The organism is Embleya sp. NPDC127516 (assembly GCF_044765325.1).
Taxonomy (GTDB): domain Bacteria; phylum Actinomycetota; class Actinomycetes; order Streptomycetales; family Streptomycetaceae; genus Embleya.
Genome location: NZ_JBIWJT010000040.1, coordinates 50,061 through 75,228, shown reverse-complemented (window position 1 = coordinate 75,228; position 25,168 = coordinate 50,061). Strand labels below are relative to the sequence as shown.

Annotated in this window: 24 protein-coding genes and 1 pseudogene; 6 read left to right on the top strand and 19 right to left on the bottom strand. The window is 71.7% G+C overall.

All coding sequences use genetic code 11. The features are described from left to right. From ACIRL2_RS44935 to ACIRL2_RS44895, 9 genes are read right to left on the bottom strand one after another with little or no spacing between them, the layout of a single operon-like run. Positions 1–1,512 carry a NuoM family protein gene (locus tag ACIRL2_RS44935; protein ID WP_402240469.1) on the bottom strand — a complete coding sequence of 504 codons (1,512 nt, stop codon included), beginning with the start codon at positions 1,510–1,512 and terminating at the stop codon, positions 1–3. Between the two features lie 52 nt (positions 1,513–1,564). Continuing rightward, complete coding sequence (locus ACIRL2_RS44930; RefSeq protein WP_402240466.1) at positions 1,565–3,457, bottom strand: NADH-quinone oxidoreductase subunit L; 1,893 nt, start codon at positions 3,455–3,457, stop codon at positions 1,565–1,567. Next, on the bottom strand, positions 3,454–3,777 hold the full coding sequence (gene nuoK, locus ACIRL2_RS44925; RefSeq protein ID WP_395871766.1) for an NADH-quinone oxidoreductase subunit NuoK: 324 nt from the start codon (positions 3,775–3,777) through the stop codon (positions 3,454–3,456). The genes ACIRL2_RS44930 and nuoK overlap by 4 nt, the downstream gene beginning before the upstream one ends. Before the next feature lie 7 nt (positions 3,778–3,784). After that, positions 3,785–4,345: an NADH-quinone oxidoreductase subunit J gene (locus ACIRL2_RS44920; RefSeq protein ID WP_402240463.1), complete on the bottom strand. Its 561-nt coding sequence runs from the start codon at positions 4,343–4,345 to the stop codon at positions 3,785–3,787. Then, positions 4,342–4,896 carry a NuoI/complex I 23 kDa subunit family protein gene (locus tag ACIRL2_RS44915; RefSeq protein ID WP_395871770.1) on the bottom strand — a complete coding sequence of 185 codons (555 nt, stop codon included), beginning with the start codon at positions 4,894–4,896 and terminating at the stop codon, positions 4,342–4,344. Before ACIRL2_RS44915 ends, ACIRL2_RS44920 begins: the two co-directional genes overlap by 4 nt. After that, the gene (locus ACIRL2_RS44910; protein ID WP_395871771.1) at positions 4,896–5,852 is read right to left on the bottom strand and encodes an NADH-quinone oxidoreductase subunit H; all 957 of its coding nucleotides are present in this window, start codon (positions 5,850–5,852) and stop codon (positions 4,896–4,898) included. The genes ACIRL2_RS44915 and ACIRL2_RS44910 overlap by 1 nt, the downstream gene beginning before the upstream one ends. After that, on the bottom strand, positions 5,849–6,967 hold the full coding sequence (locus tag ACIRL2_RS44905) for an NADH-quinone oxidoreductase subunit C (RefSeq protein ID WP_402240460.1): 1,119 nt from the start codon (positions 6,965–6,967) through the stop codon (positions 5,849–5,851). Before ACIRL2_RS44905 ends, ACIRL2_RS44910 begins: the two co-directional genes overlap by 4 nt. Beyond that, on the bottom strand, positions 6,964–7,566 hold the full coding sequence (locus tag ACIRL2_RS44900) for an NADH-quinone oxidoreductase subunit B (RefSeq protein WP_395871775.1): 603 nt from the start codon (positions 7,564–7,566) through the stop codon (positions 6,964–6,966). Before ACIRL2_RS44900 ends, ACIRL2_RS44905 begins: the two co-directional genes overlap by 4 nt. After that, on the bottom strand, positions 7,557–7,928 hold the full coding sequence (locus tag ACIRL2_RS44895; RefSeq protein ID WP_395871777.1) for an NADH-quinone oxidoreductase subunit A: 372 nt from the start codon (positions 7,926–7,928) through the stop codon (positions 7,557–7,559). Before ACIRL2_RS44895 ends, ACIRL2_RS44900 begins: the two co-directional genes overlap by 10 nt. Before the next feature lie 269 nt (positions 7,929–8,197). On the opposite strand from ACIRL2_RS44895, the gene ACIRL2_RS44890 reads away from it, so the two are divergent. The 5 genes and pseudogenes from ACIRL2_RS44890 to ACIRL2_RS44870 form a co-directional block, all read left to right on the top strand. After that, positions 8,198–9,532, top strand: a complete 1,335-nt coding sequence (locus ACIRL2_RS44890) for a sensor histidine kinase (RefSeq protein WP_395871779.1) — start codon at positions 8,198–8,200, stop codon at positions 9,530–9,532. A 119-nt stretch (positions 9,533–9,651) separates the two neighbouring features. After that, a complete protein-coding gene (locus ACIRL2_RS44885) occupies positions 9,652–10,296 on the top strand; it encodes a response regulator (protein WP_395871781.1) in 645 nt (214 codons plus the stop codon). Positions 10,297–10,574: 278 nt separating this feature from the next. Further along, a complete protein-coding gene (locus ACIRL2_RS44880; RefSeq protein ID WP_395871783.1) occupies positions 10,575–12,437 on the top strand; it encodes a 2-oxoacid:acceptor oxidoreductase subunit alpha in 1,863 nt (620 codons plus the stop codon). A gap of 67 nt (positions 12,438–12,504) precedes the next feature. Further along, complete coding sequence (locus ACIRL2_RS44875) at positions 12,505–13,500, top strand: 2-oxoacid:ferredoxin oxidoreductase subunit beta (RefSeq protein WP_395871830.1); 996 nt, start codon at positions 12,505–12,507, stop codon at positions 13,498–13,500. 175 nt (positions 13,501–13,675) lie between these two features. Then, positions 13,676–15,631 (top strand): annotated as a pseudogene (locus ACIRL2_RS44870) (APC family permease); the annotation flags it as partial. A 371-nt stretch (positions 15,632–16,002) separates the two neighbouring features. On the opposite strand, the gene zapE reads toward ACIRL2_RS44870, so the two are convergent. The 4 genes from zapE to ACIRL2_RS44850 all read right to left on the bottom strand — a co-directional run bounded on the left by zapE (position 16,003) and on the right by ACIRL2_RS44850 (position 18,778). Next, positions 16,003–17,217: a cell division protein ZapE gene (gene zapE, locus ACIRL2_RS44865; protein WP_402240455.1), complete on the bottom strand. Its 1,215-nt coding sequence runs from the start codon at positions 17,215–17,217 to the stop codon at positions 16,003–16,005. Between the two features lie 63 nt (positions 17,218–17,280). Further along, positions 17,281–17,787: a helix-turn-helix domain-containing protein gene (locus ACIRL2_RS44860; protein ID WP_395871832.1), complete on the bottom strand. Its 507-nt coding sequence runs from the start codon at positions 17,785–17,787 to the stop codon at positions 17,281–17,283. Between the two features lie 124 nt (positions 17,788–17,911). Next, a complete protein-coding gene (locus ACIRL2_RS44855; protein ID WP_395871787.1) occupies positions 17,912–18,190 on the bottom strand; it encodes a hypothetical protein in 279 nt (92 codons plus the stop codon). 18 nt (positions 18,191–18,208) lie between these two features. Continuing rightward, positions 18,209–18,778 (bottom strand): Uma2 family endonuclease, encoded by a 570-nt coding sequence (locus ACIRL2_RS44850; RefSeq protein WP_395871789.1) that lies wholly within the window; start codon positions 18,776–18,778, stop codon positions 18,209–18,211. Between the two features lie 134 nt (positions 18,779–18,912). Between ACIRL2_RS44850 and ACIRL2_RS44845 the strand changes: the two genes are divergently transcribed. Further along, entirely contained in the window at positions 18,913–19,254 is a 342-nt protein-coding gene (locus tag ACIRL2_RS44845; protein WP_402240451.1) for a VOC family protein, read from the top strand. A gap of 123 nt (positions 19,255–19,377) precedes the next feature. On the opposite strand, the gene ACIRL2_RS44840 is transcribed toward ACIRL2_RS44845, so the two are convergent. The 6 genes from ACIRL2_RS44840 to ACIRL2_RS44815 all read right to left on the bottom strand — a co-directional run bounded on the left by ACIRL2_RS44840 (position 19,378) and on the right by ACIRL2_RS44815 (position 25,000). Then, positions 19,378–19,851, bottom strand: a complete 474-nt coding sequence (locus tag ACIRL2_RS44840; RefSeq protein WP_402240449.1) for a hypothetical protein — start codon at positions 19,849–19,851, stop codon at positions 19,378–19,380. Between the two features lie 113 nt (positions 19,852–19,964). After that, entirely contained in the window at positions 19,965–20,480 is a 516-nt protein-coding gene (locus tag ACIRL2_RS44835) for a hypothetical protein (protein ID WP_402240446.1), read from the bottom strand. A gap of 122 nt (positions 20,481–20,602) precedes the next feature. Then, on the bottom strand, positions 20,603–21,991 hold the full coding sequence (locus tag ACIRL2_RS44830) for a S8 family serine peptidase (protein WP_402240443.1): 1,389 nt from the start codon (positions 21,989–21,991) through the stop codon (positions 20,603–20,605). Positions 21,992–22,069: 78 nt separating this feature from the next. Beyond that, a complete protein-coding gene (locus ACIRL2_RS44825; protein ID WP_395871799.1) occupies positions 22,070–22,990 on the bottom strand; it encodes an ABC transporter permease in 921 nt (306 codons plus the stop codon). Then, positions 22,977–23,930, bottom strand: a complete 954-nt coding sequence (locus ACIRL2_RS44820) for an ATP-binding cassette domain-containing protein (RefSeq protein ID WP_395871800.1) — start codon at positions 23,928–23,930, stop codon at positions 22,977–22,979. The genes ACIRL2_RS44825 and ACIRL2_RS44820 overlap by 14 nt, the downstream gene beginning before the upstream one ends. Next, a complete protein-coding gene (locus ACIRL2_RS44815) occupies positions 23,927–25,000 on the bottom strand; it encodes an outer membrane lipoprotein carrier protein LolA (RefSeq protein ID WP_395871802.1) in 1,074 nt (357 codons plus the stop codon). Before ACIRL2_RS44815 ends, ACIRL2_RS44820 begins: the two co-directional genes overlap by 4 nt. Positions 25,001–25,168: the final 168 nt, after the last annotated feature.

Here is a 25,168-nt window from a genome sequence, read left to right as displayed (position 1 = left end):
TCAGCTGCCTCCCATGAGGGCACGCACGGCCGGGTCGGTGATCGCGAGCACGGTGGCCGGCCACACTCCGGCAAGCAGGGTCAGCGCGACGAGCGGGGTCCACACCACGACTTCGCGGCCGGTCACGTCCACCTCGGGCCGCCCGGTCGGGGGCTCGCCCGCCGGGCCCATGCACAATCGGCGCACCAGGCCGAGCATGTAGGCCGCGGTCAGCACGGTGCCCAGGCCGGCCAGGACCAGGAAGGTCCGGTAGCCGCCGGTGGACAACCCGGCCGCGGGCTCGTACGCGCCGTACATCGCGAGCAGTTCGCCCCAGAAGCCGGCCAGCCCGGGCAGCCCGAGCCCGGCCACCGCGCCGAACGCCACGAGTGCGCCCAGTCGCGGGGTCCGCCCGTACATCCCGCCCCCGAGTCGGCCCAGCAGCGCGGTGCCGTGCCGGTCCTTGACCGCGCCGGCCAGGAAGAACAGCAGGCCGGTGATCAGGCCGTGGCCGATGTTGACGAACAACGCGCCGTTGATCCCCTGCGGGGTCAGCGTCGCGATGCCCAGCAGCGCGAAGCCCATGTGGCCCACCGACGAGTAGGCGATGATGCGCTTGAGGTCGCCGTCCGGGTCGCGCAGCAGGGCCAGGCACACCAGCGAGCCGTACACGATGCCCACCACGCCGAACGCGGCCAGATACGGCGCGAACGTCTCGGCGCCCTCCGGCAACATCGGCACCGCGATCCGGATCAGGCCGTACGTGCCCATCTTGAGCAGCACGCCGGCCAGCAGCACCGAGCCCGCCGTCGGCGCGGCGGTGTGCGCGTCGGGCAGCCAGGTGTGCAGCGGCCACATCGGCACCTTGACCGCCAGGCCCAGGCCGATCGCCAGGAACGCGAGCACCTGGGCGCCGTGCGACATGCCCGCGCCGTGCCGTTCGGCGAGCTCGACCATGTCGAAGGTGCCGGTCTTCGCCTGGATCAGCAGGAAGCCGAGCAGCATCACGGCCGAACCGAGCAGCGTGTACAGGATGAACTTGTACGAGGCGGGGCCGCGCTCGCCCGGACTCCCCCAGCGGTTGATGAGGAAGTACATCGGGACCAGCACGACCTCGAAGAACAGGAAGAACAGGATCAGGTCGAGCGCCGCGAAGGTGCCCAGCGTGCCGGTCTCCAGAAGCAGGAACAGCGCCACGAACGCCCGCGAGTCGCCGCCCGGCGGAATGTTCCACAGGCTGTGCACGGCGACCAGCAGCGTGAGCAGCGCGGTGAGCAGGAGCAGCGGCAGCGAGATGCCGTCGATGCCCAGGTGAAAGCGCAGGCCCAGCGAGGGCGCCCAGGACGCGTCGGTCTCGAACTGCATGCCGCGCCCGCGGTCGAACCCGCACGCGAGCACGACGGCGCCGACCAGGGTCGCCGCGCTCGCGGCGACGCCGACCAGCCGGGCCGCGCGATCACCGACCCCGGGCAGCAGGAGCAGGGCGGCGCCGAGCAGCGGCGCGGCCACGACGAGGATCAGCACGACGCTCACCGCGAGGTCTCCTGGGCATGAGGGGGCGTCGGGGGCAACGGTCGACGGCGCGTCACGAGCCCACCGCCACCGCGACGGCGAGCACGACCACGCCCGCGAACAGGCCGGTCAGGTACAGCCGGACGTTGCCGTTCTGGCCTCGCCGGATTCCGCCGCCGAGCAGCCACGCGCTCTGTGCGGCGCCCTTGACGTAGGTGTCGACGACGGCCCCGTCGGTGAACCGGGACGCCTTGGCGGCGAGTCGGACGGGGGTCACGACCAGCGCCGCGTACAGCCCGTCCACATCGAACCCGCGCAGTGCCGGGCCGCGCAGCGGACCCAGCGCGCGGGCCGGATCGGCGGCCGGGTCGCGCCGCCACAGCGCGGCGACCGAGCCGGCCCCGAGCCCGAGCGCGATCAGGGCGAGCACCGTGGTCAGCGGGTTCGGGGTCAGTTCGGCATAGCCCAGGTCGCTGCCGAGGGGCGGCAGGCCCGGGAAGGCCACGAAGCCGAACAGCACGGTGGGCACCGTGAGCACGATCAGCGGCCACACCATGGCGGCGGGCGCCTCACCCGGGTGGGCGGGCTCGCCGTAGTCCGCGGCGTCCGCGTGCGCGGGCACCTCCGCGCCGGGCGCCGTCTCGCGCGCCGGCCCGAGGAACACCCGCAGCCACACCCGGGTCGCGTAGGCCGCGGTCAGCACGGCGGTGAGCAGGCCGGCCACCAGGACCAGCCAGCCGGCCACCTGCGGTACCGAGCCGTGGCCGGCGGCGGTGTGCTCGGCCGCGCCGAGCACCGCCTCCTTGCTGAAGAAGCCGGAGAACGGCGGGACACCCGCGAGCGCGGCGAGCCCGGCGGTCATCGTCCAGAACGCGATCGGCGCGCGGTGCCGCAGCCCGCCCATGCCGGCCAGCGCACCGGTTCCGGCGACGTGGATGGCCACCCCGGCGCCGAGGAAGAGCAGCGCCTTGAACGCGCCGTGCGAGAGCAGGTGGAACACCGCCGCGTCGCGCCCGCCGACCGCGAGCCCGCCGGTCATGTAGGCGAGTTGGCCGACCGTCGACCACGCGAGCACCCGCTTGAGGTCCTCTTGGGCGAGCGCGGCCAGCGCGGAGCCGATCATCGTCACCGCGGCCAGCACCGCGAGCACGATCAGCGTCGCGTGCGCGGCCAGGAAGGCCGGGTACAGGCGGGCCACCAGGTAGGCGCCGGCAGCGACCATGGTGGCCGCGTGGATCAGCGCGGACACCGGGGTCGGGCCGGCCATCGCGTCCGGCAACCAGGTCTGCAGCGGTACCTGCGCGGACTTGCCCGCGACGCCGCCCAGCAGCAGCAGGGTGCCCGCGGTCACCCACCCGGCGCCGCCCTCGGGCACGGCGGCGAGCACGTCCCGGATCCGGAACGAGTCGGCGCCCGCGGCGAGCACGAGGATGCCGATCAGGAACGGCACGTCGCCGAGCTTGGTGACCACGAACGCCTTGATCGAGGCGGAGCGGGCCGCCTCGGTCTCCCAGTGGTGGCCGATCAGGAAGTACGAGCAGACGCCCATCACCTCCCAGCCGACCAGGAGCACGATCAGGTCGCCGGTGAACACGACGAGCAGCATCGCCGCGGTGAACAGCGACACCAACGCCGCGTAGGACGAGTAGCGCGGGTCCTCGCGCAGGTAGGCGGCCGAGTAGACCTGCACCAGCAGCGCGACCACGGTGACCAGCACCGCGGACAGCGCGGCGAGGCCGTCCACCCGCAGCCCCAGCGTGATGTCCAGGGCGCCGGTGGGGGTCAGCCGCACCGCCGACTCGCGCGTGTCGTCGCCGATGCCGGCGGCCACGACGATCGCGAGCACGGTCGCGACCAGGGCCGCGGGTACGGCGAACAGGACCGGGCGCACCCGGCGCCCGAGGAACAGCCCGAGCAGGGCCGCGAGCGCGGGCAGGCCGGTGGCCGTCGCGGCGGCGACCGTCATACCGATCCCTCCTTGTGCTCGGCGAGCTCGCGCAGTTCGGGAACGTCGGTGGTGGCCCGGTTGCGGAACACCATCAGCACGATGGCCAGCCCGAGACCGATCTCGGCGGCGGCGATGGTGATCACGAACAGGGTCAGCGCCTGACCGGCGTGCAGCGTGTCGCGCAGATACATGTCGAACGCGACCAGGTTGACGTTGACGGCGTTGAGCATCAGCTCGATCGACATCAGCACGAGAATCGCGTTGCGGCGCGCGATCACCCCGTAGAGCCCGATGCCGAACAGCAGGACGGCGAGGACGAGCGGATAGACCAGATGCATCGCGGGGTCAGTCCTTCCGGCCCGAGCGCACGCCCGATCGGGAGCGGGACAGCACGATGGCGCCGATCAGCGCGGCCAGGAGCAGCACGGACAACACCTCGAACGGCAGCACCCACACCTTGAACAGGCTCTCCCCGGTGACCCGGGTGCTGCCCACGCTGTCGTCGCCCAGATGCAGGTAGGCGGTGCGGAAGGCGTCCACGATCACGGTGAGCAGGGTCGCGGTGGCGCCCAGCGCGACCAGGGCGGCCGGGATCCGGGCGGCGGGGTCGGCCGGTTCGGAGTATCCGATCGGCGCCTTGGTGAGCATCAGGCCGAACAACAGCAGCACCACGACGGCGCCGACGTAGATCAGCACCTGGACCCAGGCGATGAACTCGGCGGTGAGCAGCAGGTACTCGGCGGCCAGCCCGCCGAGCGTGACCACCAGCCACAGCGCGGCGTGCACGACCTGACGGGTGCTCACCACGAGCAGCGCGGAGCCGAGCACGACGACGCCGACCAGGACGAAGGCGATCTCGGCGCCGGTGGGCGAGAGGAATCCGTGCTCGGTGGCGGCGAGGTTCACGGGGTCTCCTCCGCTTCCGGTGTGGCGGCCCGGGCCGCGGCCGCGGCCTTCTCCGCCTTCTCGACGGCCTTGCGGGCCTGGATCAGTTCCTTGGGGTCCTCGGCGTGTTCGTCCAGCGCGGGTGGTGGCGGCACGGTCCACATCCACTCGCGCAGCTTGTCCTTCTCGTGCGTGAGTTCGTGGATGTCGCCGGTCGCGTACTCGAACTCCGGCGACCAGAACAACGCGTCGAACGGACACACCTCGACGCAGATGCCGCAGTACATGCACAGCGCGAAGTCGATCGCGAAGCGGTCGAGCACATTGCGGGTGCGGTCGCGCGCGCCGGGTTCGCGGGCGGGCACGACCTCCTTGTGCGAGTCGATGTAGATGCACCAGTCCGGGCATTCGCGCGCGCACAACATGCAGACCGTGCAGTTCTCCTCGAACAGCGCGATCACCCCGCGCGAGCGGGGCGGCAGTTCCGGGAGGACCTCCGGATAGGACTGTGTGACGGACCTCTTGGTGAGCGTCCTCAGGGTCACCGCGAGGCCCTTGGCCAGGCCCTTCATCAGGTCGCCACCTTTACCACGCCGGTCAGGACGAGTTGGCCGAGCGCGAGCGGGACGAGCACCGTCCACGCGAGCTTTTGCAGTTGGTCCTCGCGCAGTCGCGGATAGCTGACCCGCAGCCAGATCACCACGAACGCCAGGAGGCCGGTCTTGAGCAGGGTCCACAACCAGCCGACCGAGTCCGACCACGGGCCGTGCCAACCGCCCAGGAACAGCACGGTGGTCAGCGCGCACACGATCAGGATCCCGGCGTACTCGGACAGCAGGAACAGTGCGAAGCGCAGGCCGGAGTACTCGGTGTAGGCACCGAAGATGATCTCCGAGTCGGCGACCGGCATGTCGAAGGGCGGGCGCTGGATCTCGGCGAGGCCGGCGGTGAAGAACACCACGCCGCCGATCGCCTGCCAGGGCAGCCACCACCACTCGAAGCCCTCGACGATCCCGGTCAGCGACACGGTCCCGGCGGCCATCGCGACCGAGGCCGCGGCCAGCAGCATCGGCAGTTCGTACGCCATCAACTGGGCGGCCGAGCGGATGCCGCCGAGCAGCGAGTACTTGTTGGCCGAGGCCCAGCCGCCCATCAGCGAGCCGAGCACGCCCACGCCCATCACCGCGAGCACGAACACGATGCCGGCGTCGACGGTCCGGCCGACCAGGCCGTTGGGGCCGATCGGGATGGCGATCAGCACCACGAAGTAGGGGATCAGCGCGACGGCCGGCGCGAGCTTGAACACCCTGCGGTCGGCGCCGGCCGGGACGATGTCCTCTTTCTGCGCGAACTTGACGCCGTCGGCGACCAACTGCGCCCACCCGTGGAAGGCGCCCGCGTAGATCGGGCCGACCCGCGCCTGCATGTGCGCCATCACCTTGTGCTCGGTCTGCCCGATCAGCAGCGGCAGCACGAGGAACGCCCCGAGCACGAGAACGAGCCGGAGGCACACGTCGAGGAGACTCACGGGGTGTCCCCTTCGGTGGACGGGCGGGTCGGACCGCTCTCGCGCGGTTCGACGGTGGGCGCCTCGGGCGACGCGGCGGATTCGGCGGGTGCGGTGGACCCGGCCGGCGCCTCGGGCTCGGATGGCGCCGCAGGCTCGGATGGCGCCTCGGGCGACGCACCGGATTCGGAGGGCGTCGTGGACTCGGGCCGCGCGGCGGGCTCGGGTGGCGCCCCAGGCGCCGACGCGGGCTCGGGTGGCGCCGCAGGCGCCGGTGACGCCGGCTCGGTCGGCGGAGTCGAGTCGGTCGCGGGAGGCTCGGGCGACGCCGGCTCCGGCGCGGCCGGCGGCGCGGCGCTCTGGCTCGCCGAACCCTGCGACACGCTGCGGGTGCGACGCGCGGGCGGTGCGCCCTCGCCCGCCTGGCTCGCGGAACCGGCCGCGGCGCCGCGGGTGCGGCGCGCCGGCGGCGCGCCCTCGCCGGCCTGACTCGCCGAGCCCGCCGCGGCGCTGCGGGCGCGGCGTGGGCGTTCCTCGGCGGCGGCAGCGGCCTCGGCCGCCGCCTCCTCCTTGTGCGGACCCCAGGTCGCCGGATCCGGTACGCCCGGCGGCAACGTACGGCGGCGGCCCGGCGAGCGGCCGGGCCCGGCACCGTGGTCGGACTCGCCCGGTTCCTTGGCACCGGGCCACGCCTTGGCCACCCGCGCGGCCAGGACGAACTCCTTGCGCAGCGGGTGTCCCTCGAAGCCGTCCGGCAACAGCAGCGGATCCAGGCCCGGGTGGTCGGTGAAGTCGATGCCGAACATCTCGTGCGTCTCCCGCTCGTGCCAGCGGGCCCCCGCGTACACCCCGGTCACGGTCGCGAGCACGGCGGCCTCGCGCGGCACGCGGGTACGCAGCAGCAGCCTGGGCCCGGTCGGGATCGCGCACACGTGCGCGACCACGTCGAACCCCTCGGCGAGTTCGTCGACACCGGTGAGCCAGTCGAAGAACGCGCAGCCGAGCACGTCGCGCGCGGCGGTCAGCGCGGCCGGCCAGTTCTGCGCCGCGACATCGACGGTGACCAGTCCGTACGCGTCCGACACCGCGAGCACCAGCTCCTCGCCCAGCCCCGCGCGGATCTCCTCCGGGGTCATCCGGCATCCCCCGCCGCGGGCTTCGGCGGCGCGACCAGCGGTCGCGCGAGCGCGGCGGCGGGCAGCTTGCGGGCGTACCGGGCGGCCGGGTTCTCCACCGCGATCCGCTCCTGGAGCTTGAGGATGCCCTGGAGCAGCGCCTCGGGCCGGGGCGGGCAGCCGGGCACGTACACGTCGACCGGCACGATCTGGTCCACGCCCTTGGTGACGCAGTACGAATCCCAGTACGGACCGCCGCAGTTCGCGCAGGACCCGAACGAGATGACGTACTTGGGCTCGGGCATCTGCTCGTACAGCCGCTTGATCGCGGGCGCCATCTTGTCGCTGACCGTCCCCGAGACCACCATCAGGTCGGCCTGCCGGGGCCCGGGCGCGAACGGGATCACGCCCAGTCGGATGAAGTCGTGCCTGGCCATCGAGGACGCGATGAACTCGATCGCGCAACACGCCAGGCCGAAGTTGAACACCCAGAGGGAGTAGCGCCGTCCCCAGTTGAGCACGAGCCGCACCGGGTCCGGCGCGAGCCGCGAGAGCACCCCGAGCCGCGGCTGCGGGAGGTCGACCGGTGTGCGTTCCACCGGTGCCGGTGTCAGGTCCATGCGAGGACACCCTTTCGCCACGCGTACAGCAGTCCGGTGGCCAGGAAGCCGACGAACACGAACATCTCCACCAGGGTCGCGGCGCCGAAGCCCGGCGCGTCGAACACCGTCGCCCAGGGGAACAGGTAGATCACGTCGACCGCGAAGATGACGTAGAGGTACGCGTAGAGGTAGTACCGGATGTGGACCTGCGCCCACCCCACCCCCACCGGGTCGACCCCGCACTCGTACGTCGTGAGCTTCTCGTGCGTGGGTACGCTCGGTCGCAACAGTCGCCCGCCGGCGAACGCCACCGCGACGAAGGCCGACGCGACGAGCAGCACCAGACCCACGAGCGCGTACGTTCCGTAGTAGCCCTCCACCTGGCGCCTGCCTCCCGATCCGACATTGCCCGAACGTTGCGTGGACGTTGCTTACGTTTGTGGCACGGGAGTCTAGGGGGGTTGCGCCGGACCTGTCCCCGGTGTCCAATCCGCCGACCGGCCGGATCGGCGATACCGCTCCCGAAGCCAAGGTGGTAGGGACAACCCCACCCCCAAGACACCGACCCGCGCCATGGGACCCGCCCGGGTCACCGGGCAGAGTTGACCCAACGGATCGGCTTCTCTCCCAGCGAGGCAACTCCATGTCCATGCCCTCACCCGTGACTGCCTACGACGGGTCCACAGGTGATGCCCCGGCCCGAGCGCGGCCGGGCATCCTGCGCGCGCCGTTCACGGTGCGCACGTGGACCGACACGATCCATCTCGTGCTCAATCTGCCCATCGGCATCGTCGGTTTCACCTACGCCGTGGTGTTCATCGCGCTCGGCGTCGGTCTGACCCCGCTGTTCCTGATCGGGTTGCCGATGTTGGCGTTGACCCTGATGGGCAGCCGGCTGTTCGGCCGGATGGAGCGGGCCCGGGCGAGCGCGCTGCTGGACGAGCATGTGCGCGCACCGGCCCCGCTCCGGCCGCGGCCGGGGTTCACCGGCTGGATCAAGTCCGCGCTGACCGACCGGACCGGGTGGCGGGCCTGCCTGTATCTGTGCGTGCAACTGCCCTGGGGCGTCTTCACCTTCGCCGTCACCACGGCGCTGTGGGCGGCGTCGCTGACCATGGTCACCTATCCGCTCACCCAGCCGCTGTATCGCCGGGCCGACATGCCCGGCGCGAAGCTCTCCGGCGACGGGCCGCACGCGCCGGGCGCCGACCACTACCTCGCCGGGCCTGGCCCGGTGACGCTGACCATGGCGGCGGGCGTGCTGCTGCTCCTGGCGACGCCGTGGCTGGTGCGCGGGATGGCCAACGTGGACCGGGTGATGGTGCGCGGACTGCTCGGCCCGAAGTTCCTGTCCGAGCAGGTGCGCGACCTGACCGTGTCCCGGGAGGCCGCCGTCGACACCGCCGCGTCCGACCTGCGCCGGATCGAGCGCGACCTGCACGACGGCGCGCAGGCCCGACTGGTCGCCCTGGCGATGGACCTGGGCATGGCGAAGGAGAATCTGAACGCGAGCCAGGACACCGAGACCGCGCGGATGGTCTCCTCCGCGCACGACGAGGTCAAGCTCGCCCTCCAGGAACTGCGCGACCTGGCCCGGGGCATCCATCCGGCGGTGCTCACCGACCGGGGTCTGGACGCGGCGCTGTCCTCGATCGCGGCCCGCTGCACGGTCCCGGTCCGGGTCGAGGTGGACCTGCCCGGTCGGCCGGCCGCGCCGATCGAGTCGGTCGCCTACTTCTGCGCGTCCGAACTGCTGACCAACGTCTCCAAGCACGCCCGGGCCACCCACGCGTGGGTGACCGTGGGCCACCAGGACGGCCGGATGTATCTGATCGTCGCCGACGACGGCGCCGGTGGTGCCTCGACCGGCAAGGGGTCCGGGCTGGCCGGCCTGATCGAGCGGGTGCGCGGGGTGGACGGCACGCTGACCGTGGACAGCCCCGAGGGCGGGCCCACCAGGGTCACCGTGTGGCTGCCGCTGTGAGGACGCGGCGGGGCTGAGATCCGACCCGCCCGCGGTACACCGCATCGACTCGAATCCGGAAGACTGTAGCCGCACCCGCTCCTCGGGTGCGGCTACCGGATTTGGGGGATGTGAACGCTGTGCGCGTCGTCATCGCTGAGGATTCCGTACTACTTAGAGACGGTTTGTCCCGCCTGTTGACCGCTCGCGGCCACGAGGTCGTGGGCGAGGTCGGGGATGCCGAGCGGCTGGTCGCCGTCGCGGGCGAGCTGCTCCCGGACGTGTGCGTGGTGGACGTGCGCATGCCGCCCACGCACACCGACGAGGGCATTCGCGCCGCGGTGCGGATGCGGGCGACGCTGCCGCAGGTCGGCGTGCTTGTCCTGTCACAGTACGTCGAGGAGCAGTACGCGACGGAGTTGCTGGCGGGCAACACCAGCGGGGTCGGCTATCTGCTCAAGGACCGGGTCGCCGACGTCGGCGACTTCGTCGCGGCGGTCGAGCGGGTCGCGACCGGCGGCACGGCGCTCGACCCCGAGGTCGTCTCCCAGTTGCTCGGCCGTTCCCGCAAGCGCGACGTGGTGGAAAAGCTCACACCGCGCGAGCGCGAGGTGCTCGGCCTGATGGCCGAGGGGCGCACGAACGCGGCGGTCGCGCAGGCCCTGGTGGTGTCCGACGGAGCGGTGGAGAAGCACGTAAGCAACATCTTCGGGAAGCTCGGTCTCGCACCCAGTGACACCGATCACAGACGAGTCCTCGCGGTACTCGCATATCTCGGATCCTGACATCGTAGGGATCGAATTACTGGACCCATGCAATCATCCGGTCGATCGGAGCAGCCGTCCCGAATCGGGACGGGCTCTTGGTTTGCTCGGATATAGGCGGATATGTGCCCCCCTGCGGGTCATGTCCGCAGCGTGACACCGCTCACGTCACGCGCCAGGGCGGATCCTCGCCCGCTCCGGGGGGCGCCACGGCCCCCATCTGTACCGCCGTACGATGAAACTGCGACATCCGCGCGGTGCGCGGACCAACCGCCGCAGCGCCGAGGAGGTCCTTCCCCGTGACCAAGCAGGTCAAGCAGCTCGACCGGGTAGTGATCCGGTTCGCCGGCGATTCCGGTGACGGAATGCAGCTGACGGGCGACCGTTTCACGTCCGAGACGGCGACGTTCGGAAACGATCTGTCGACCCTTCCCAACTTCCCCGCCGAGATTCGGGCGCCCGCGGGCACCCTGCCGGGCGTGTCGAGTTTCCAGCTCCACTTCGCCGACCACGACATCCTGACGCCGGGCGACGCCCCGACCGTCCTGGTCGCGATGAACCCGGCGGCGCTCAAGGCCAACATCCGCGACCTGCCGCGCGGGGCCGAGATCATCGTCAACACCGACGAGTTCTCCAAGCGCGCGATGGCCAAGGTCGGCTACGCGAACAGTCCGCTGGAGGACGGCTCGCTGGACGCGTACAACGTGCACGCGATCCCGCTGACCACGCTGACCGTCGGTTCGCTGGCCGAGTTCGAGATCTCCAAGAAGGACGCCGAGCGGGCGAAGAACATGTTCGCGCTCGGCCTGCTGTCCTGGCTGTACCACCGGCCTACCGAGGCGACCATCGCCTTCCTGCGCAAGAAGTTCGCCAAGCTGCCGGTGATCGCCGAGGCCAACGTCGCGGCGTTCAAGGCGGGTTGGAACTTCGGTGAGACCACGGACGACTTCGCGGTCTCCTACGAGGTGGCCCCGGCGAAGCTGCCGGCCGGGACGTACCGCAACATCACCGGCAACCTCGCGCTGTCCTACGGCCTGGTGGCCGCCGGGCAACTGTCCGAGCTGCCGGTCTACCTCGGTTCGTACCCGATCACCCCGGCCTCGGACATCCTGCACGAGCTGGCCAAGCACAAGAACTTCGGCGTGCGCACATTCCAGGCCGAGGACGAGATCGCGGGCATCGGTGCCGCGCTCGGCGCGTCCTTCGGCGGCGCGCTCGGGGTGACCACCACGTCCGGCCCCGGCGTCGCGCTCAAGTCCGAGACGATCGGCCTGGCCGTCTCGCTGGAGCTTCCGCTGCTGATCGTCGACGTGCAGCGCGGCGGACCCTCGACCGGCCTGCCGACCAAGACCGAGCAGTCCGACCTGCTCCAGGCCATGTTCGGGCGCAACGGCGAGGCCCCGGTGCCGATCGTGGCCCCGCAGACCCCGTCCGACTGCTTCGCGGCCACCATCGAGGCGGCCCGGATCGCGCTGAAGTACCGCACCCCGGTCTTCCTGCTCTCCGACGGCTACCTGGCCAATGGCTCGGAGCCGTGGCGCCTGCCGGAGACGTCCGAACTGCCGGACCTGCGCGTCGAGTTCGCGACCGAACCGAACCAGGAGATGCCGGACGGGACCAAGGAGTTCTGGCCCTACAAGCGCGACCCCGAGACGCTGGCCCGCCCGTGGGCGGTCCCCGGCACGCCGGGCCTGGAACACCGGATCGGCGGCATCGAGAAGGCCGACGGCATCGGATCGATCTCCTACGACCCGGCCAACCACGACCTGATGGTGCGCACCCGACAGGCCAAGGTCGACGGGATCGCGAACGACATCGAGCCGCTGTGGGTGGACGACGCGACCGGTGACGCCAAGGTGCTCGTGATCGGGTGGGGTTCCACCTACGGTCCGATCGCCGCCGGTGTCCGTCGGGTGCGGGCCGCGGGCGGCAAGGTCGCGCAGGCCCACCTGCGTCACCTCAACCCTTTCCCGGCCAACACGGCCGAGGTGCTCAAGTCGTACGACAAGGTGATCGTCCCGGAGATGAACCTGGGTCAGCTCGCCCTGCTCCTGCGCGGGAAGTTCCTCGTGGACGCCATGTCCTACACCCAGGTTCGCGGTCTGCCGTTCAAGTCCGAGGAACTGGCTCACGTGATCCAGGAAGTGATCGAGAGTGTCTGAGTCTGCGAACGGCGCCGGCGGTTTCCCTTCGCTGTCGCTGATCCCGAAGGCCGACGGCAAGCAGTCCATGAAGGACTTCAAGTCGGACCAGGAGGTGCGCTGGTGCCCGGGTTGCGGGGACTACGCGATCCTGGCGGCCGTGCAGGGCTTCATGCCCGAACTCGGTCTCCGCAAGGAGAACATCGTGTGGGTCTCGGGCATCGGCTGCTCCAGCCGCTTCCCGTACTACATGAACACCTACGGCATGCACTCGATCCACGGGCGCGCGCCGGCCATCGCGACCGGTCTGGCCACCTCGCGCGAGGACCTCTCGGTATGGGTGGTCACCGGTGACGGCGACGCGCTGTCCATCGGTGGCAATCACCTGATCCACGCGCTGCGGCGCAACGTCAACCTGAAGATCCTGCTGTTCAACAACCGGATCTACGGCCTGACCAAGGGTCAGTACTCGCCGACCTCCGAGACCGGCAAGATCACCAAGTCCACCCCGATGGGCTCGCTCGACCACCCGTTCAACCCGCTGTCGGTGGCCATCGGCGCCGAGGCCTCGTTCGTGGCCCGGTCGATCGACTCCGACCGCAAGCACCTGACCTCGGTGCTGCGCGCGGCGGCGGCGCACGAGGGCACCGCGCTGGTGGAGATCTACCAGAACTGCAACATCTTCAACGACGGCGCGTTCGAGCAGCTCAAGGACCCGGAGAAGCGGGACGACGTGACCATCCGGCTGGAGCACGGGCAGCCGATCCGGTTCGGCTCGGACGGGCAGTTCGGCGTGATCCGGGGTGCGCGCGGTTCGCTGGACGTGGCCGAGGTGGCCAAGGTCGGCGAGGACGCGCTGATGGTGCACGACGCGCACGCGGACAACCCGGAGTTGGCCTTCGCGCTGACCCGGCTGGGCGATCTGACCAGCAACACGCACACCCCCATCGGCGTCTTCCGCGACATTCGGCGCCCGGTCTACGACCGGCTGATGTCGGCCCAGATGGCCGAGGCGGCGAGCACCCAGGGCGCCGGCGACCTGGCCTCGCTGATCCGGGGCAACGACACCTGGACGATCAACTAGCGGCACCGGCACGACCGGCGACGCCGGTACACGCGGATGGGGCCCGGCGGATTTTCCGCCGGGCCCCACGCGTGTGCCGGGCCCGCGCCCGACCGCACGTACCGGGCCTGCGCCTCCGCCCCTGTTCGGCCGAGCGCGGGCATGTGCGCCGGGGCGCCGGGGCAGCCGAGGGGTCATGCAGCCACCGACCGGCCCGCCCGCTCCGCTCAGCGTGGACGTCCGGATTCCCGAGACGGTCGGATACCGGCTCAAGAAGCGACTGCTCGGCCCGCCGCTGGTGACCTCGCGGCTGCGCGGCGAGAAATTGTCCAACCCGACCGCGCTGGGCGTATTGGCCTCGGACTGCATCTCGTCGTCGGCGTACGGCACCGAGCAGATGTTGCGGGCGCTGGTGCCCTACATCGGCCTCGCGGCGTTCACCCTGCTCCTGCCGGTCACCTACGCGATCCTCGCGGTGCTGCTGTTGCTGACCCTGTGCTATCGGGACGTGGTGAGCCTGTACAGCAAGGCGGGCGGCTCCTACATCGTCGCGCGCGACAACTTCGGGCCGCGCGTCGCGCAGGTCGCCTCGGTCGCGCTGCTGATCGACTACGTGGTCACCGTCGCGGTGCAGACGGCGGCCGGCACCGACGCCATCGCCTCGCTGCTGCACCTGCTGTGGGGCACCGACATCAGCGGCTGGAAGCCGGAGATCTGTGTCGGCGTGGTCGCGGTGCTGTTCTACGGCAACCTGCGCGGGGTCAAGGAGGCCGGGCGCACGTTCGCGCTGCCCGCATACCTGTTCATGGGCGCGATGGCGATCGTGTTCGTGGTCGCGCTGGTGCGCTGGGCGAGCGACGGCGCGCTGCCGCAGGCGGACGTACACGCCGCCGGCGCCGTGCCGCTCGGCGAGTCCGGCAACGGACTGCTCTACGGCGCCTCGTTGTTCGTGGTGCTGCGGGCGTTCGCCAACGGCGGCTCCTCGCTGACCGGTCTGGAGGCGCTCTCGAACAGCGTGTCCACCTTCCGCGAACCGCGCGCCCGCAACGCGCGCAAGACGCTGGTGGCGATGTCGCTGGTGCTCGCGACCCTGGTGCTGGGCATCTCGCTGCTCGCGCACGCCACCCACGCGATCCCCTACCTGGAGGGCGATCCGACGGTGATCGCGCAGGAGGCGCACCTGGTCCTGGGTGAGGGCGTGCTCGGTCGGGCCGGGTTGATCTTCGTGCAACTGGCCACCGCGCTGATCCTGTACACCGGCGCGAACACGCCGTTCAACGGCTTCCCGTTCCTGGCCGACTTCGTCGCCGAGGACGCGTTCCTGCCGAAGATGTTGCGCAAGCGCGGCCACCGGCTGGCCTTCTCGAACGGGATCATCCTGCTCGCGGTGCCCGCCGTCGCGCTGCTGCTGGCGACCGGGGCGAGCGTGGATTCGCTGGTCGCGCTGTACGCGATCGGCGTGTTCACCGGGTTCATGATGGCCGGCGCCGGGCTGACCAGGCACCACTGGAGGGTGCGCACCGGTCACTGGCGGGCCGCGACCGTGCTCAACGCGCTCACGGCCGTGGTCTCCGCCGCGGTGGTGCTGATCTTCGCGGTCACCAAGTTCACCGAGGGCGCGTGGCTGGTGGTGGTGCTCTTCCCGTTGGGCGTGTGGGCGCTGATCGGGGTCAACCGGCGCTACCGCGAGGAGGCGGCGGCACTCGCGGTGGCACCGGCCACGGCGGACTTCAACATTCGCGATCGCTCGGTGGTCGTGGTGCTGGTCGACTCGCTCGACGTCGCGGTGCTCCAGGCGGTGCGCTACGCCCGCTCGCTGCGCGCGGACGACCTGCGCGCGGCGCACTTCGTGCTGGACAGCCGGCACGCGAAGAAGCTGAGCAAGCGGTGGGAGGCGAGTCGGGCCGCCGACATCCCGCTGGAGCTGATCGAGTGTCCGGACCGGCGGCTGGCCCGGGCGGTGCTGGAACTGGCCGCGCGCGAGGTGGCGGACGGCGCGTCCGGAATCACCATGCTGCTGCCTCGGCACACCTATCCACCGGGCATCGGGCGCCTGCTGCACGGCCGCACCACCGACTCGATCGCGTCGGCGCTGACCCGGGTACCGCACGCGATCGCCACCATCGTGCCGTTCGACGTGGCCGCGGCGATGGCGCACCGGCCGATGCCGACGGAGCCTGCGGCGGCCAGGTGTGTGACCCGGTTGTTGCCGACGATGGACGCCGAGCCGGAGTCGGCGGACCGCGTGGCGGGTGCCACGTCGGTGGCCGAGCTCAAGTGGCGGCAGCGAGCCGAGGTGGTCGGCCGGGTCCGGTCGGTGTCCACGTCGCCGGAGAGCGCCCGGCCGGCCCTGGAGGTCGAGCTGTACGACCGCACCGGCGGCCTCAGGCTGCTCTTCCACGGCCGCCGGCACCTCGCGGGCGTGGAACCGGGCCGCCGGATGCGGGTGCACGGGGTGGTCGGCGAGTCGGAGGGCCACCTGGCGATGTCCGACCCGAGCTATGAACTGCTGCCGGAGGACGACTAGCGGGAGTGCTCCGCGCCGCCGCCTTTGTCGGCGCTCTCGGCGCCCTCGACGCCCTCGACGCCCTCGACGCCCTCGACATCCTCGACGCTCTTGCCGCCGACGCCGTTGTCCGAGCCGACGCCGTTGTCCGAGCCGTCGACGCGGCGGAGCAGGCCCAGGCGGCTGGCCGTGCGGGTGATGTCCGTCGGCAGGTCGTCGCCGGCGAGGATTTCGGTCAGGGTGCGGTCGCTGCACAGGAAGAGCCGTACGTCGGCGTCGCAGCAGACGTCGATCAGGTTCACGAACCGCTGCCGGGCCTCGGCGCTCGCCGTCTTGAGCGCGGGCAGCCCGTCGAGCACCCACGTGGGGTACGTCTCGGCCAGGACGAGGTAGTCCAGCGGCGACGTCCGGCCCTCGCACAGCTCCGCGAACCCGCCCCACAACTCGCCCGGTCGGGCCGCCGCGACGGCGAGCTCGCGGTGGTTGACCCGCAGCGTGACCGCCTCGTCGGGCGTGGGCGGTACGAGTTGCTGCCCGCGCAACTGCTCGGGGTCGCCGGGCCACAACACCGCTCCGCGGGCGAACGCGGTGTCCAGGGTCTCGATCCGGGGCAGCGACCGGTAGTCATGCGGTCCGGCGACCGTAACCACGGTCATCCGCGCCTCGATCTCGCGGATCGTCGGCTCGAACAGGTGGTGGTGGAGCGGGTTGGGCAGCAGCCCGGCGGGCGGGTAATTGGACGTGCAGACCAGAACCACCCCGCGCGCGTGCAGTTCCCGCAGCAGGCGGGTGACCAGCATCGCGTCGCCCGGGTCGTGCACGTGGAACTCGTCGAAGCACAACAGGTCGACGTCGCCGACCAGTTCGGACACGGCCGCGTCGACGGCGCTGCGCTCGTGGCCGTGGTCGTCGCGGTGCCGGCGGACCGCCTCGTGCAGGCGTCGGAAGAAGGCGTGAAAGTGCACCCGCGTTCGGCGCTCGGCGGGCAGCGGTACGGCCGCGAAGAACGTGTCGAGCAGCCAGGTCTTGCCCCGGCCGACCGGACCCCACAGGTACAGCCCCGCTGCCGGCCGGCGATGGAACAGGCCGTGCCCTCGGCCCCGACCCAGCGCCGCGCCGAGCTCGGCGAGCCGATCGGCGGCCTGCTCCTGTGCCGCGTCGAGCAGGTATCCGCGCGCACGTGCGGTCTCGTGGAAGTGGCCTCGCATCGTCTCGACCGTCGTCCGCCCCATGATCGGGATCGTAGTGAACGGCCCTTCGAGGGCTTCGCCGCCGGCCGGGATCGGCGGCGCGGGTCAGGGGCGCGCGGCGAACAGCACGGTCAGGAGCGGTACGACGCGCATCGCGGGTACCTCGTAGTGCCCTCGGCCCACGGTGCGCAGCCAGCCGGCCGCGACCAGTTGGCGCAGGTGGTGGTAGACCTGCCCGCTGGTCCCCATCCCCTCCAGGGCGCCGAGTTCGGCCGCGGTGTCGGTGCCGCGCAGGATCTCGCGCAGCAGGGACAGTCGTACGGGGTGGCCGAGGGCGCCCAGGTGCTCGGCGAACGGCGCCCAGTCCTCGGCGAGCAACGCGTCCGCGTCGGCGGCCAGTTGCCACTCGACGGGCGTTCCCTGGGGCAGTCGCAGGGCGCCGGTGTACAGCAGCGCGCCGATCCCGTAGTGCTCCTTGAGCCCTTCCAGGGCCCAGAATGCCTCGGCGTCCGGGCTCGGCACGAACCGGTCGGCCGATCCGGTCGGCGGTTCGGCGGCCGCGGCCTCCAGCGCCGCGACGCGCTCGGTCAACGCGTCCAGGCGCGCGAGCAGGGCGGCCGGGTCGATCTTGTCGGCCTTGTCGGTCTTCTCGGTCGCAGTGGTCGGGTCGTTCCGTTCACTGTCGTCGTCCGGTCGATGCGCCACGTCGTGATTGTTACGCAGTTACGTAATCTCTTCAATCCATCGACGAGTCGTCGGCCCGCACGGGTATCGCGTGGTATTCGACCTCGACGTAGAACTGACCGTTGGGCTTCTTCAGCCGGCGCACGGTGCGGTGCCCGGTGGCGCCCAGTTCGCGCAACGCCTTCTGCACCCGGTACGGCCCTTCCGGCATCACGTCGGCCACATCCTTACCGGTGAACTTGATCCCCGCGGGCACCGCCAACATGCACGCGAGCACCCGCCGGGCGAGCGGGCTGAGGTCACTGTCGGCGCGCTCCGGTTCGCCCGTCACGGCGTCACCTCCCGCTGTTCAGTCGACCAGGTCGGCTGTGTCGATGGTCACCGAGAACGGTGCCGGCAGGGTCAGCTTCTTGCCGAAGGCAACCTCGTTGCGGCCGGCATAGGCATCACGCTCGGGGTCGGAGTACAGGATCACCTTCCCGTTCTGCCGGTCGATGAGCAGGTGGAACGGGATGCCGGCGAGCGCGTACGCCCGATGGTTCTTCATGCGGTCGCGGTTCGGATCGGAGGACGTCACCTCGACCACGAGCAGCACGTCGTCCGGTGGCATCCAGGACGGCGCGTGGCGCAGCCCTCCGTGCGGCACATAGGTCGCGTCCGGCACGACGAAGTCGCCACTGGGCAGCGCCAGCCCCTTGTTCCCGGACGCACTCAGCGCGACCGCGGACCCCAGCATCTGCAACCGGAGCTGGTCGACGATCGTCTCGTGGTCTCCGTCCGGCGGTGGCGCCACATTGGTATTCCCGTCGATGAACTCCACACGATCGTTTTTCAGCCGCTCGGACAGCGCGAAGAACTCGGCGAGTAGCGGCTCCTCATCGGTTTCCACATGATGGGGATACACCGATCCGACGGTCATCACACCCGGTCCTCCTCTCTCCGAGGCAACTCCGTCAGCCTAGTTTCGGCTCCGACCACACGGTAGCCTCCCCGATCCGGTTCACCCGATCGAGCCGAGGCGGGCTCTTCCGGGCTTGGCCTAGGCTGCGGCGTATGCGCGTGGACCTGCATCAGATCGTGGTGGACGCCCGGGAGCCCCGGCAGTTGGTGCGGTTCTGGGCCGGCCTGCTCGGCGGCGAGCCGGTGGATCGGGAACGGGGTTGGTCGCATGTCGAACCGCCCGGGGCGGTGCGCATGTCGTTCCAGCCGGTGCCCGAGGACAAGGCCGGGAAGAACCGGCTGCACCTGGACCTGCGGGTGACCGACATCGACGCCGCCGTGACCCTGGCGGTCTCCCTCGGCGCCGACGCCCGGGGCGCCACGGTCACCGACGAGCAGGGCTCGTTCCAGGTGATGAGCGACCCCGAGGGCAACGAGTTCTGCTTCGTGACCTGATCCCGGCGGCCGCCCGCAACCCCCGGAAACGCGGCGACGGATCGGCACGAGACAGCGAGTCGGCGGGACACATTCGCCGCTCGCTGCTTCGCGCCGATCCGTCGATCGTCGGGTCGGGCCCGGTCAGGCCGCCGGGACCACCGCTTCGCGGGCCAGCACCCGCTGCGTGGCCTTCGGGCCCTTCTTCGCGAAGATCACCAGGCGCATGAAGGCGAACCGGCCGACGCCGGCCAGGCCCGACGCGGACAGGTACACCGACTGCTCGACCAGCACACCGGCGTTCGGCTCGATCGCGCGCAGGACGAGCATCGCGGCGGTGGTGAACAGGTAGCAGACCAGGACGGTCAGCGCCGCCTTGATGTGGTCGCTATTGCCGGGCTTGTCCTGGCCGAAGGTGAACCGGCTGTGCAGTTCGGTGGCGATCAACGTCGAGCCGACGGTCACCAGCGCGTTGGCGGCGGCGAACGGCACGCGGCCGGAGAGCAGGACCAGCGTCGCGCTGCTCGCGAGGCCGACACCGCCGCCGAAGACGACGAAGCGGACGAAGGAGCCGATCACTCCGGGTGCCTTGGCGGTGGTGTTGCCCGTGGTGTCCATGTGCAAGAGCATCCGCTTCACCGCCGGCAGCCCCCGCACAAACCACTGACCGCCCCGACAGCCCGCTGTCAGCGCCGGCCCCGGCTGTCAGCCGGCCCCGCCGACCTGCGCGTTCACTCGAAGTTCCAGTCCCGCGGCAACTCGGCGGCACAGCAGGCGCAGACGAAATCGTCCTCCTTGACCACCGCGCGCTCACCGCAATCCGGACACCGGCGGAACACGAACACGTCGGTGAAAGCGTCCGGACGGGCCACACCGATGCGCGCGAGGGCCGCGGCGACCGCCGGCCACGAATCCGGTTCCGGGCAATAGCCGGACGACTGGTTGCCGATCCCGACCACCGCCCACGCCCCGTCCTCGACCCCGAAGGCGATCTCTCCGGCGCCGAGCACCCGTCCGCCGCCCGCACAGGCCACGTGCTCGCTGCGACGCGGGGCGAGCCGCAGCACCCCGTCGAGCGCGACCACGTACGTGAAGGGCTCGGCCAGGTCGCCGCGCTCCTGCGCCCCGAGCCAGGCCGCCAACTCGCCGGCGGAGCGGATCGGCCGGCCCCCGCCCGAGCCACGCACCACCTCGGCGCGGATGTCCGCCGGCCCGACATAGCGATAACTGCGGAAGCGAGCACTCACGGCACCACCCTGCCGGCCCGGGCACGCCGACACGCGGGTGTTTCGGCGCGGGCCGAGGTGTCGGGTGACCCGCTCCGCGCGCCCGTGGTCGGCGCACGCCCCCGGTGCCGTGCGCGACCGGCTCACTTCCCCGGGCGCACCGCGTGGAGCGCGTCCACCAGGCCGTGGCCGTGGAACGAGTCGATGTCGCCGGACGCTGTGCACGGCGCCGCGCACGGCAGTCGGGTCGCCGTCGCGTACAACCGGGCGGTGATCGCGGCCGGCCCCCACGCGGGATGCGCCGAGGCGATCAGCGCGGCCACCCCGCTCACCGCCGGCGCCGCCATCGACGTGCCCGCCTTGTGCGCCCAACCGCCCTCGCGCGCCGTCGACAACACGCCCTCGCCGCCCGCCCCGCCGCCGCCCGGGCCGGCCAGGTCCACCACACCCAGGCCCGTGTTCGAGTAGCCGGCCCGGCGCCCGTCCGCACCGACCGCCGCGACCGTGACCACACCCGGGAGTTCGGCCGGCAACATCCGGCACGCGTCGGTCACCGGCCGCGGCCTCACGGGCCGTTCGGCCGCGTCGTCGGGGCTGTACGGATCCACCGTCTTGTGCGCGAGGTCGTAGTCGGCGTTGCCCGCCGCCGCGATCGACAGCACGCCCCGATCGGCCGCGTACGCCGCCGCCCGGCGTACCGCCTCGTGGATCACCGCCTGGTCCTCGTCGTCCGGACACAGCAGCCACCACGGGTCGTTGTAGTAGCTGTGGTTGGCGATCCGCAGCCCCCGGTCCGCGTGCTCGGCGAGCCAGACGAACCCGCACACGCTCGCCTCGCCGTGGAACATCGCGTCCGCGTCACCGATCCGCAACGCCGCGATCCGCACCCCGGGCGCCACGCCGACCACGCCCGTGCCGTTGCGGGCCGCCGCGATGGTGCCGGCCACGTGTGTGCCGTGATCCGAGCGCGGGGCCCGCCACGCCGCGTCCGCCTGGATCGGCCGGCCCGTCGAACAGTCCGCGGACAACGCGGCGTCGAAGTTCGGCGCCAGATCCGGATGCCGATCGTCCACGCCCGTGTCGGCCACCGCGACCACGACGTCGGGAACCCCCTCGGTGATCCGCTGCGCCTCGTACGCGTGCACCATCGCCAGGTTCCACTGGGCCGCCTCGGCCGGATCCGCGGCCGGCGCGCCGGTCCGCTCCGCCGCCCGCACCGGCACCGTGCGCGTCGCGCCGACCCGCGCCACCCCGGGCCGCCCGCGCACCGCCGCCGCGAATCCCGGCCCGCCGTGCGCCACCACCACCCCGATCCGCCCGTACGCCTGCACCACCGTGCCCCCGGCCCGCCGCACCGCCGCCTCGGCGAGCGCCGCGCCCGCCGCGCCGTCGGGCCGGGTCAGCACCAGGTACGAGTAGGTCTCCGGCGGTGTGTCCGCCGACCGCGCCGCCGCGGGCACCGTCCCGAACACCGCGGCCGCGGCCGCGGACACCATCGCGATCGCCGCGCGCATCCTCATGGGGCCGTACATGCACCCGGGACACCCGCGCCAACCGGACATTCACCCGGACGAGTCGCCCACCCGGACCACCGGCCGACCCGCCCGCGCTCACGTGGTGATGTCGCGTTCGGTCATCCGGGCCCAGGCCGCCGCGCCGAAGATGGCCGTGTAGGCCGTCTGGACGCCCAGGTTGCGCAGGATCTCGTCGGTGGGGATCGGGTCGCGCAGCAGGTCGCCGAAGCTCATCCAGCCGTCGGTGAACAACCACGGGTGGATACCCGACAGTTGCGGGATCCCGGTGAGGATCGCGGTCACGATGACCACGCCCACCGTGGTGGCCATCGCCGCGACCGGCACCGTGGTCAGCGTCGACACGAACAGCCCGATCGCCGCGAGGCCGACCAGCGAGGCCGCGACGCACAGCGCGATCAACAACGCGCGCCAGGACGCCTCGGCCATCGAGATGGTGTCCCCGGTCAACAGCGGCACATCGCCCATCGGGAACAGCGCGGCGCCCACCACCAGCGCGGACAGCGCCACCGTGAGCGTGGCGGCCAGGCAGAAGGCCAGCACGCCGGCGAACTTCACCAGCAACAACCGGGTCCGGCCGGCCGGCGCGACCAGCAGATAGCGCAGCGTCCCGGCGTGCGCCTCGCCCGCGATCGAGTCCCCCGCCACCACGCCGACCGTCATCGGCAGGAAGAACGGCAGCGCGGCGGCCAGCGACGCGAAGACCAGGAACAGCCCGTTGCCGGTGACCTGGTTCACGAAGTCCATTCCCCCGCCGCCACCGCCCGAGGAACCCCCGTCGTGGAAGTAGCGCAACGCGACCCCGAGCATGACCGGCACGAAGGCCAGGAAGCCCAGCATCGCGGCCGTGCGCGGGCGCAGGAAGACCAGGCGCAGTTCGCTGCGCATCAGCCCGCGCAGCCGCGGCAGTCGCTCGGACCCGAACGTCTCGGTGCCCGTCGAGTACCGGAACGCGGGCGACAGGACGCCCGTCTTGGGCAGTGCGTCAGTCGGTGACATCGAAGCCTTCTCCGGTCAGGGCGACGAACGCGTCCTCCAGGGACGGCCGCGCGAGGGTGAACGAACGGACCCGGACGTCGGCGCGCACCAGCGCCGCACAGACCTCGTCGGGCTCCAGGGGAGCGGGGTCGGCCTCGACACCGTCCGAGGTGGTGACGATGTCGCTCGCGCCGAGCCTGGTCAGCACCACGACCGCCGCCTCCGCGTCGGGAGTCGTGACCACCAGGCGGGCCCGGGTGCCCGCGCGCAGCGATTCCACCGTGCCCTGGGTGATCAGCCTGCCGTGGCTCATCACCGCCACGTCCGTGCACACCTGCTCGATCTCGTCCAGCAGATGCGAGGACAGGAACACCGTCGTGCCGTCCGCGGCCAAGGCGCGGATCAGCGCCCGGATCTCGCGCATCCCCTGCGGGTCCAGGCCGTTGGTCGGCTCGTCCAGCACCAGCAGGTCGCGCGGTCGCAACAGCGCGGAGGCGATGCCGAGCCGCTGCTTCATGCCCAGCGAGTACGCCCGCGCCTTGCGCCCGGCCACCGCCGTCAGCCCGACCTTGGCCAGTGCCTCGTCCACCCGGGCGGCGCGGGTGCGCGGATCCGACGTGGGGTCCGCGGCGTCCAGCCGCTCCAGGTTCTGCCGACCCGTCAGGAAGCCGTAGTGGGCCGGGCCTTCGATCAGCGCGCCGACCCTGGGCAGGACCTGCCCGACGGCCCCGGGCATGGGGCCGTCGAGCAGGGTGACCGAACCGCCGGTCGGCCGGATCAGGCCGAGCAACATCCGGATGGTCGTGGTCTTGCCGGAACCGTTGGGCCCGAGGAACCCGAAGACGGAACCGGCCGGCACGGTCAGGTCGAGTCCGTCCACGGCGAGCCGGTCCCGGCCGTAGCGCTTGGACAGCCCCTCGGTACGGATCGCCGCGGCGCCGACCGCCGTGGACGCGCTCATCGCTGTGCCGCGATCCGCTGGAGCGTGTCCGCGTCGACCGCGCCGGCGAAGATCCGGCCCGAGTCGGTGCTCAACACGTTCAGCAGCCGGGTGTCGATCAGCGTCCCGCCCGGAACCGGCTTGCCCAGCTTGCCCAACAGCCGGGTGGCGTCCTCGGCCTCCCCGCCGGCGGGCAACTCGACCACGGTGGCCCACCCGTCGCCGAACAGACCCGGGTTCTGCTTCGGCTGCTCCCCGGTGGGAGCGGTGGGCGGGTTCGGCGCGGCGGGCGGCTCGGGCATCGCCTCGTTCGTCGGCACCTCCTTGACCCGCGCCCCGGCCGGCGGCTTGAAGTCGAACGTGTCGGCCGCCGGCTTGTCGTAGGAGACCTTCTCGAAGCCGATGTCGATCGCGGGCTTGCCGCCCTTGACGGTGTCGACCGTCACCCGCAGCGGCACCCCGGTCCTCGCGTCCACGAACACCGTCGCCGCGGCGATCAGGCTGCCCTGGGCCTTGGGCGCGAAGCGGAGCTTGTAGACGTCGTGCCCGGCGACCCGGGCGGTGCCGTCGGCCCGGACGTCGGTGCTCGGGCCGACCAGGTCGAGCAGTTGCCCGGCCGCGTCCTGCGGCGTGACCGGCAGCAGCGAGGCCACGTCCGGCCGGCTCGTGTCGATCGTGCCGTGGGTGGCCGCGTGCGCACGGCTGTCGTAGGTCCACACGTCCCGGCCGTTGTGGATGACGTTGTACTCGGCCAGATCGGACATGATGCCGATCCGCTGTCGGTCCGGGCCGTCCACGGCCACCTGGAGCTTGTTGGTGCCGGACAGCAGCGCCTGTGGGCCGCCGCCGGCCTTGCCGGGCAGGGCGGGCAGGCCCAGGTCGGTGTCGATGCGGACGGTGCCGGTCAGCGCGTCGGCCCGGGCGGCGGCGACCTTGGCGACGAGTTGATCGGCGGTCTGGTCCGGTAGCCCCGGATGCGAGTCGTCGGCGAACGCGGCGGGGCCGAACGTCACGGCGCCCACGGTCGCCGCCGCGATCGCGGCCGGCACCGCGAAGCGCCACGGAACGGATCGGCGGGTGGTGCGGGTCATGGAGATTGCCCCCTGATTCGAGTGTCGAATGCGACACCACAAGGGGATCATCGGGACCGGGCACTCGGCGTCGGCCTCACGTCACCGCAAAACGTCACCCTCAAGACGTGCGCCGCACCCGAGCACGGGACTTGATGGTGACGCACCACCTCCCGCGCTACTCCCGAG

What these genes read in the sequence shown, in the direction of transcription:
- ACIRL2_RS44900 (WP_395871775.1), bottom strand. Translation starts at nt 7,566, where the DNA reads ATGGACCTGACACCGGCACCGGTGGAACGCACACCGGTCGACCTCCCG.
- ACIRL2_RS44930 (WP_402240466.1), bottom strand. Translation starts at nt 3,457, where the DNA reads ATGACGGTCGCCGCCGCGACGGCCACCGGCCTGCCCGCGCTCGCGGCC.
- ACIRL2_RS44890 (WP_395871779.1), top strand. Translation starts at nt 8,198, where the DNA reads ATGCCCTCACCCGTGACTGCCTACGACGGGTCCACAGGTGATGCCCCG.
- ACIRL2_RS44905 (WP_402240460.1), bottom strand. Translation starts at nt 6,967, where the DNA reads ATGACCCCGGAGGAGATCCGCGCGGGGCTGGGCGAGGAGCTGGTGCTC.
- ACIRL2_RS44850 (WP_395871789.1), bottom strand. Translation starts at nt 18,778, where the DNA reads ATGACCGTCGGATCGGTGTATCCCCATCATGTGGAAACCGATGAGGAG.
- ACIRL2_RS44820 (WP_395871800.1), bottom strand. Translation starts at nt 23,930, where the DNA reads ATGAGCGCGTCCACGGCGGTCGGCGCCGCGGCGATCCGTACCGAGGGG.
- ACIRL2_RS44825 (WP_395871799.1), bottom strand. Translation starts at nt 22,990, where the DNA reads ATGTCACCGACTGACGCACTGCCCAAGACGGGCGTCCTGTCGCCCGCG.
- ACIRL2_RS44830 (WP_402240443.1), bottom strand. Translation starts at nt 21,991, where the DNA reads ATGTACGGCCCCATGAGGATGCGCGCGGCGATCGCGATGGTGTCCGCG.
- ACIRL2_RS44875 (WP_395871830.1), top strand. Translation starts at nt 12,505, where the DNA reads ATGAAGGACTTCAAGTCGGACCAGGAGGTGCGCTGGTGCCCGGGTTGC.
- zapE (WP_402240455.1), bottom strand. Translation starts at nt 17,217, where the DNA reads ATGGGGCGGACGACGGTCGAGACGATGCGAGGCCACTTCCACGAGACC.
- nuoK (WP_395871766.1), bottom strand. Translation starts at nt 3,777, where the DNA reads ATGCATCTGGTCTATCCGCTCGTCCTCGCCGTCCTGCTGTTCGGCATC.
- ACIRL2_RS44840 (WP_402240449.1), bottom strand. Translation starts at nt 19,851, where the DNA reads ATGGACACCACGGGCAACACCACCGCCAAGGCACCCGGAGTGATCGGC.
- ACIRL2_RS44845 (WP_402240451.1), top strand. Translation starts at nt 18,913, where the DNA reads ATGCGCGTGGACCTGCATCAGATCGTGGTGGACGCCCGGGAGCCCCGG.
- ACIRL2_RS44815 (WP_395871802.1), bottom strand. Translation starts at nt 25,000, where the DNA reads ATGACCCGCACCACCCGCCGATCCGTTCCGTGGCGCTTCGCGGTGCCG.
- ACIRL2_RS44915 (WP_395871770.1), bottom strand. Translation starts at nt 4,896, where the DNA reads ATGAAGGGCCTGGCCAAGGGCCTCGCGGTGACCCTGAGGACGCTCACC.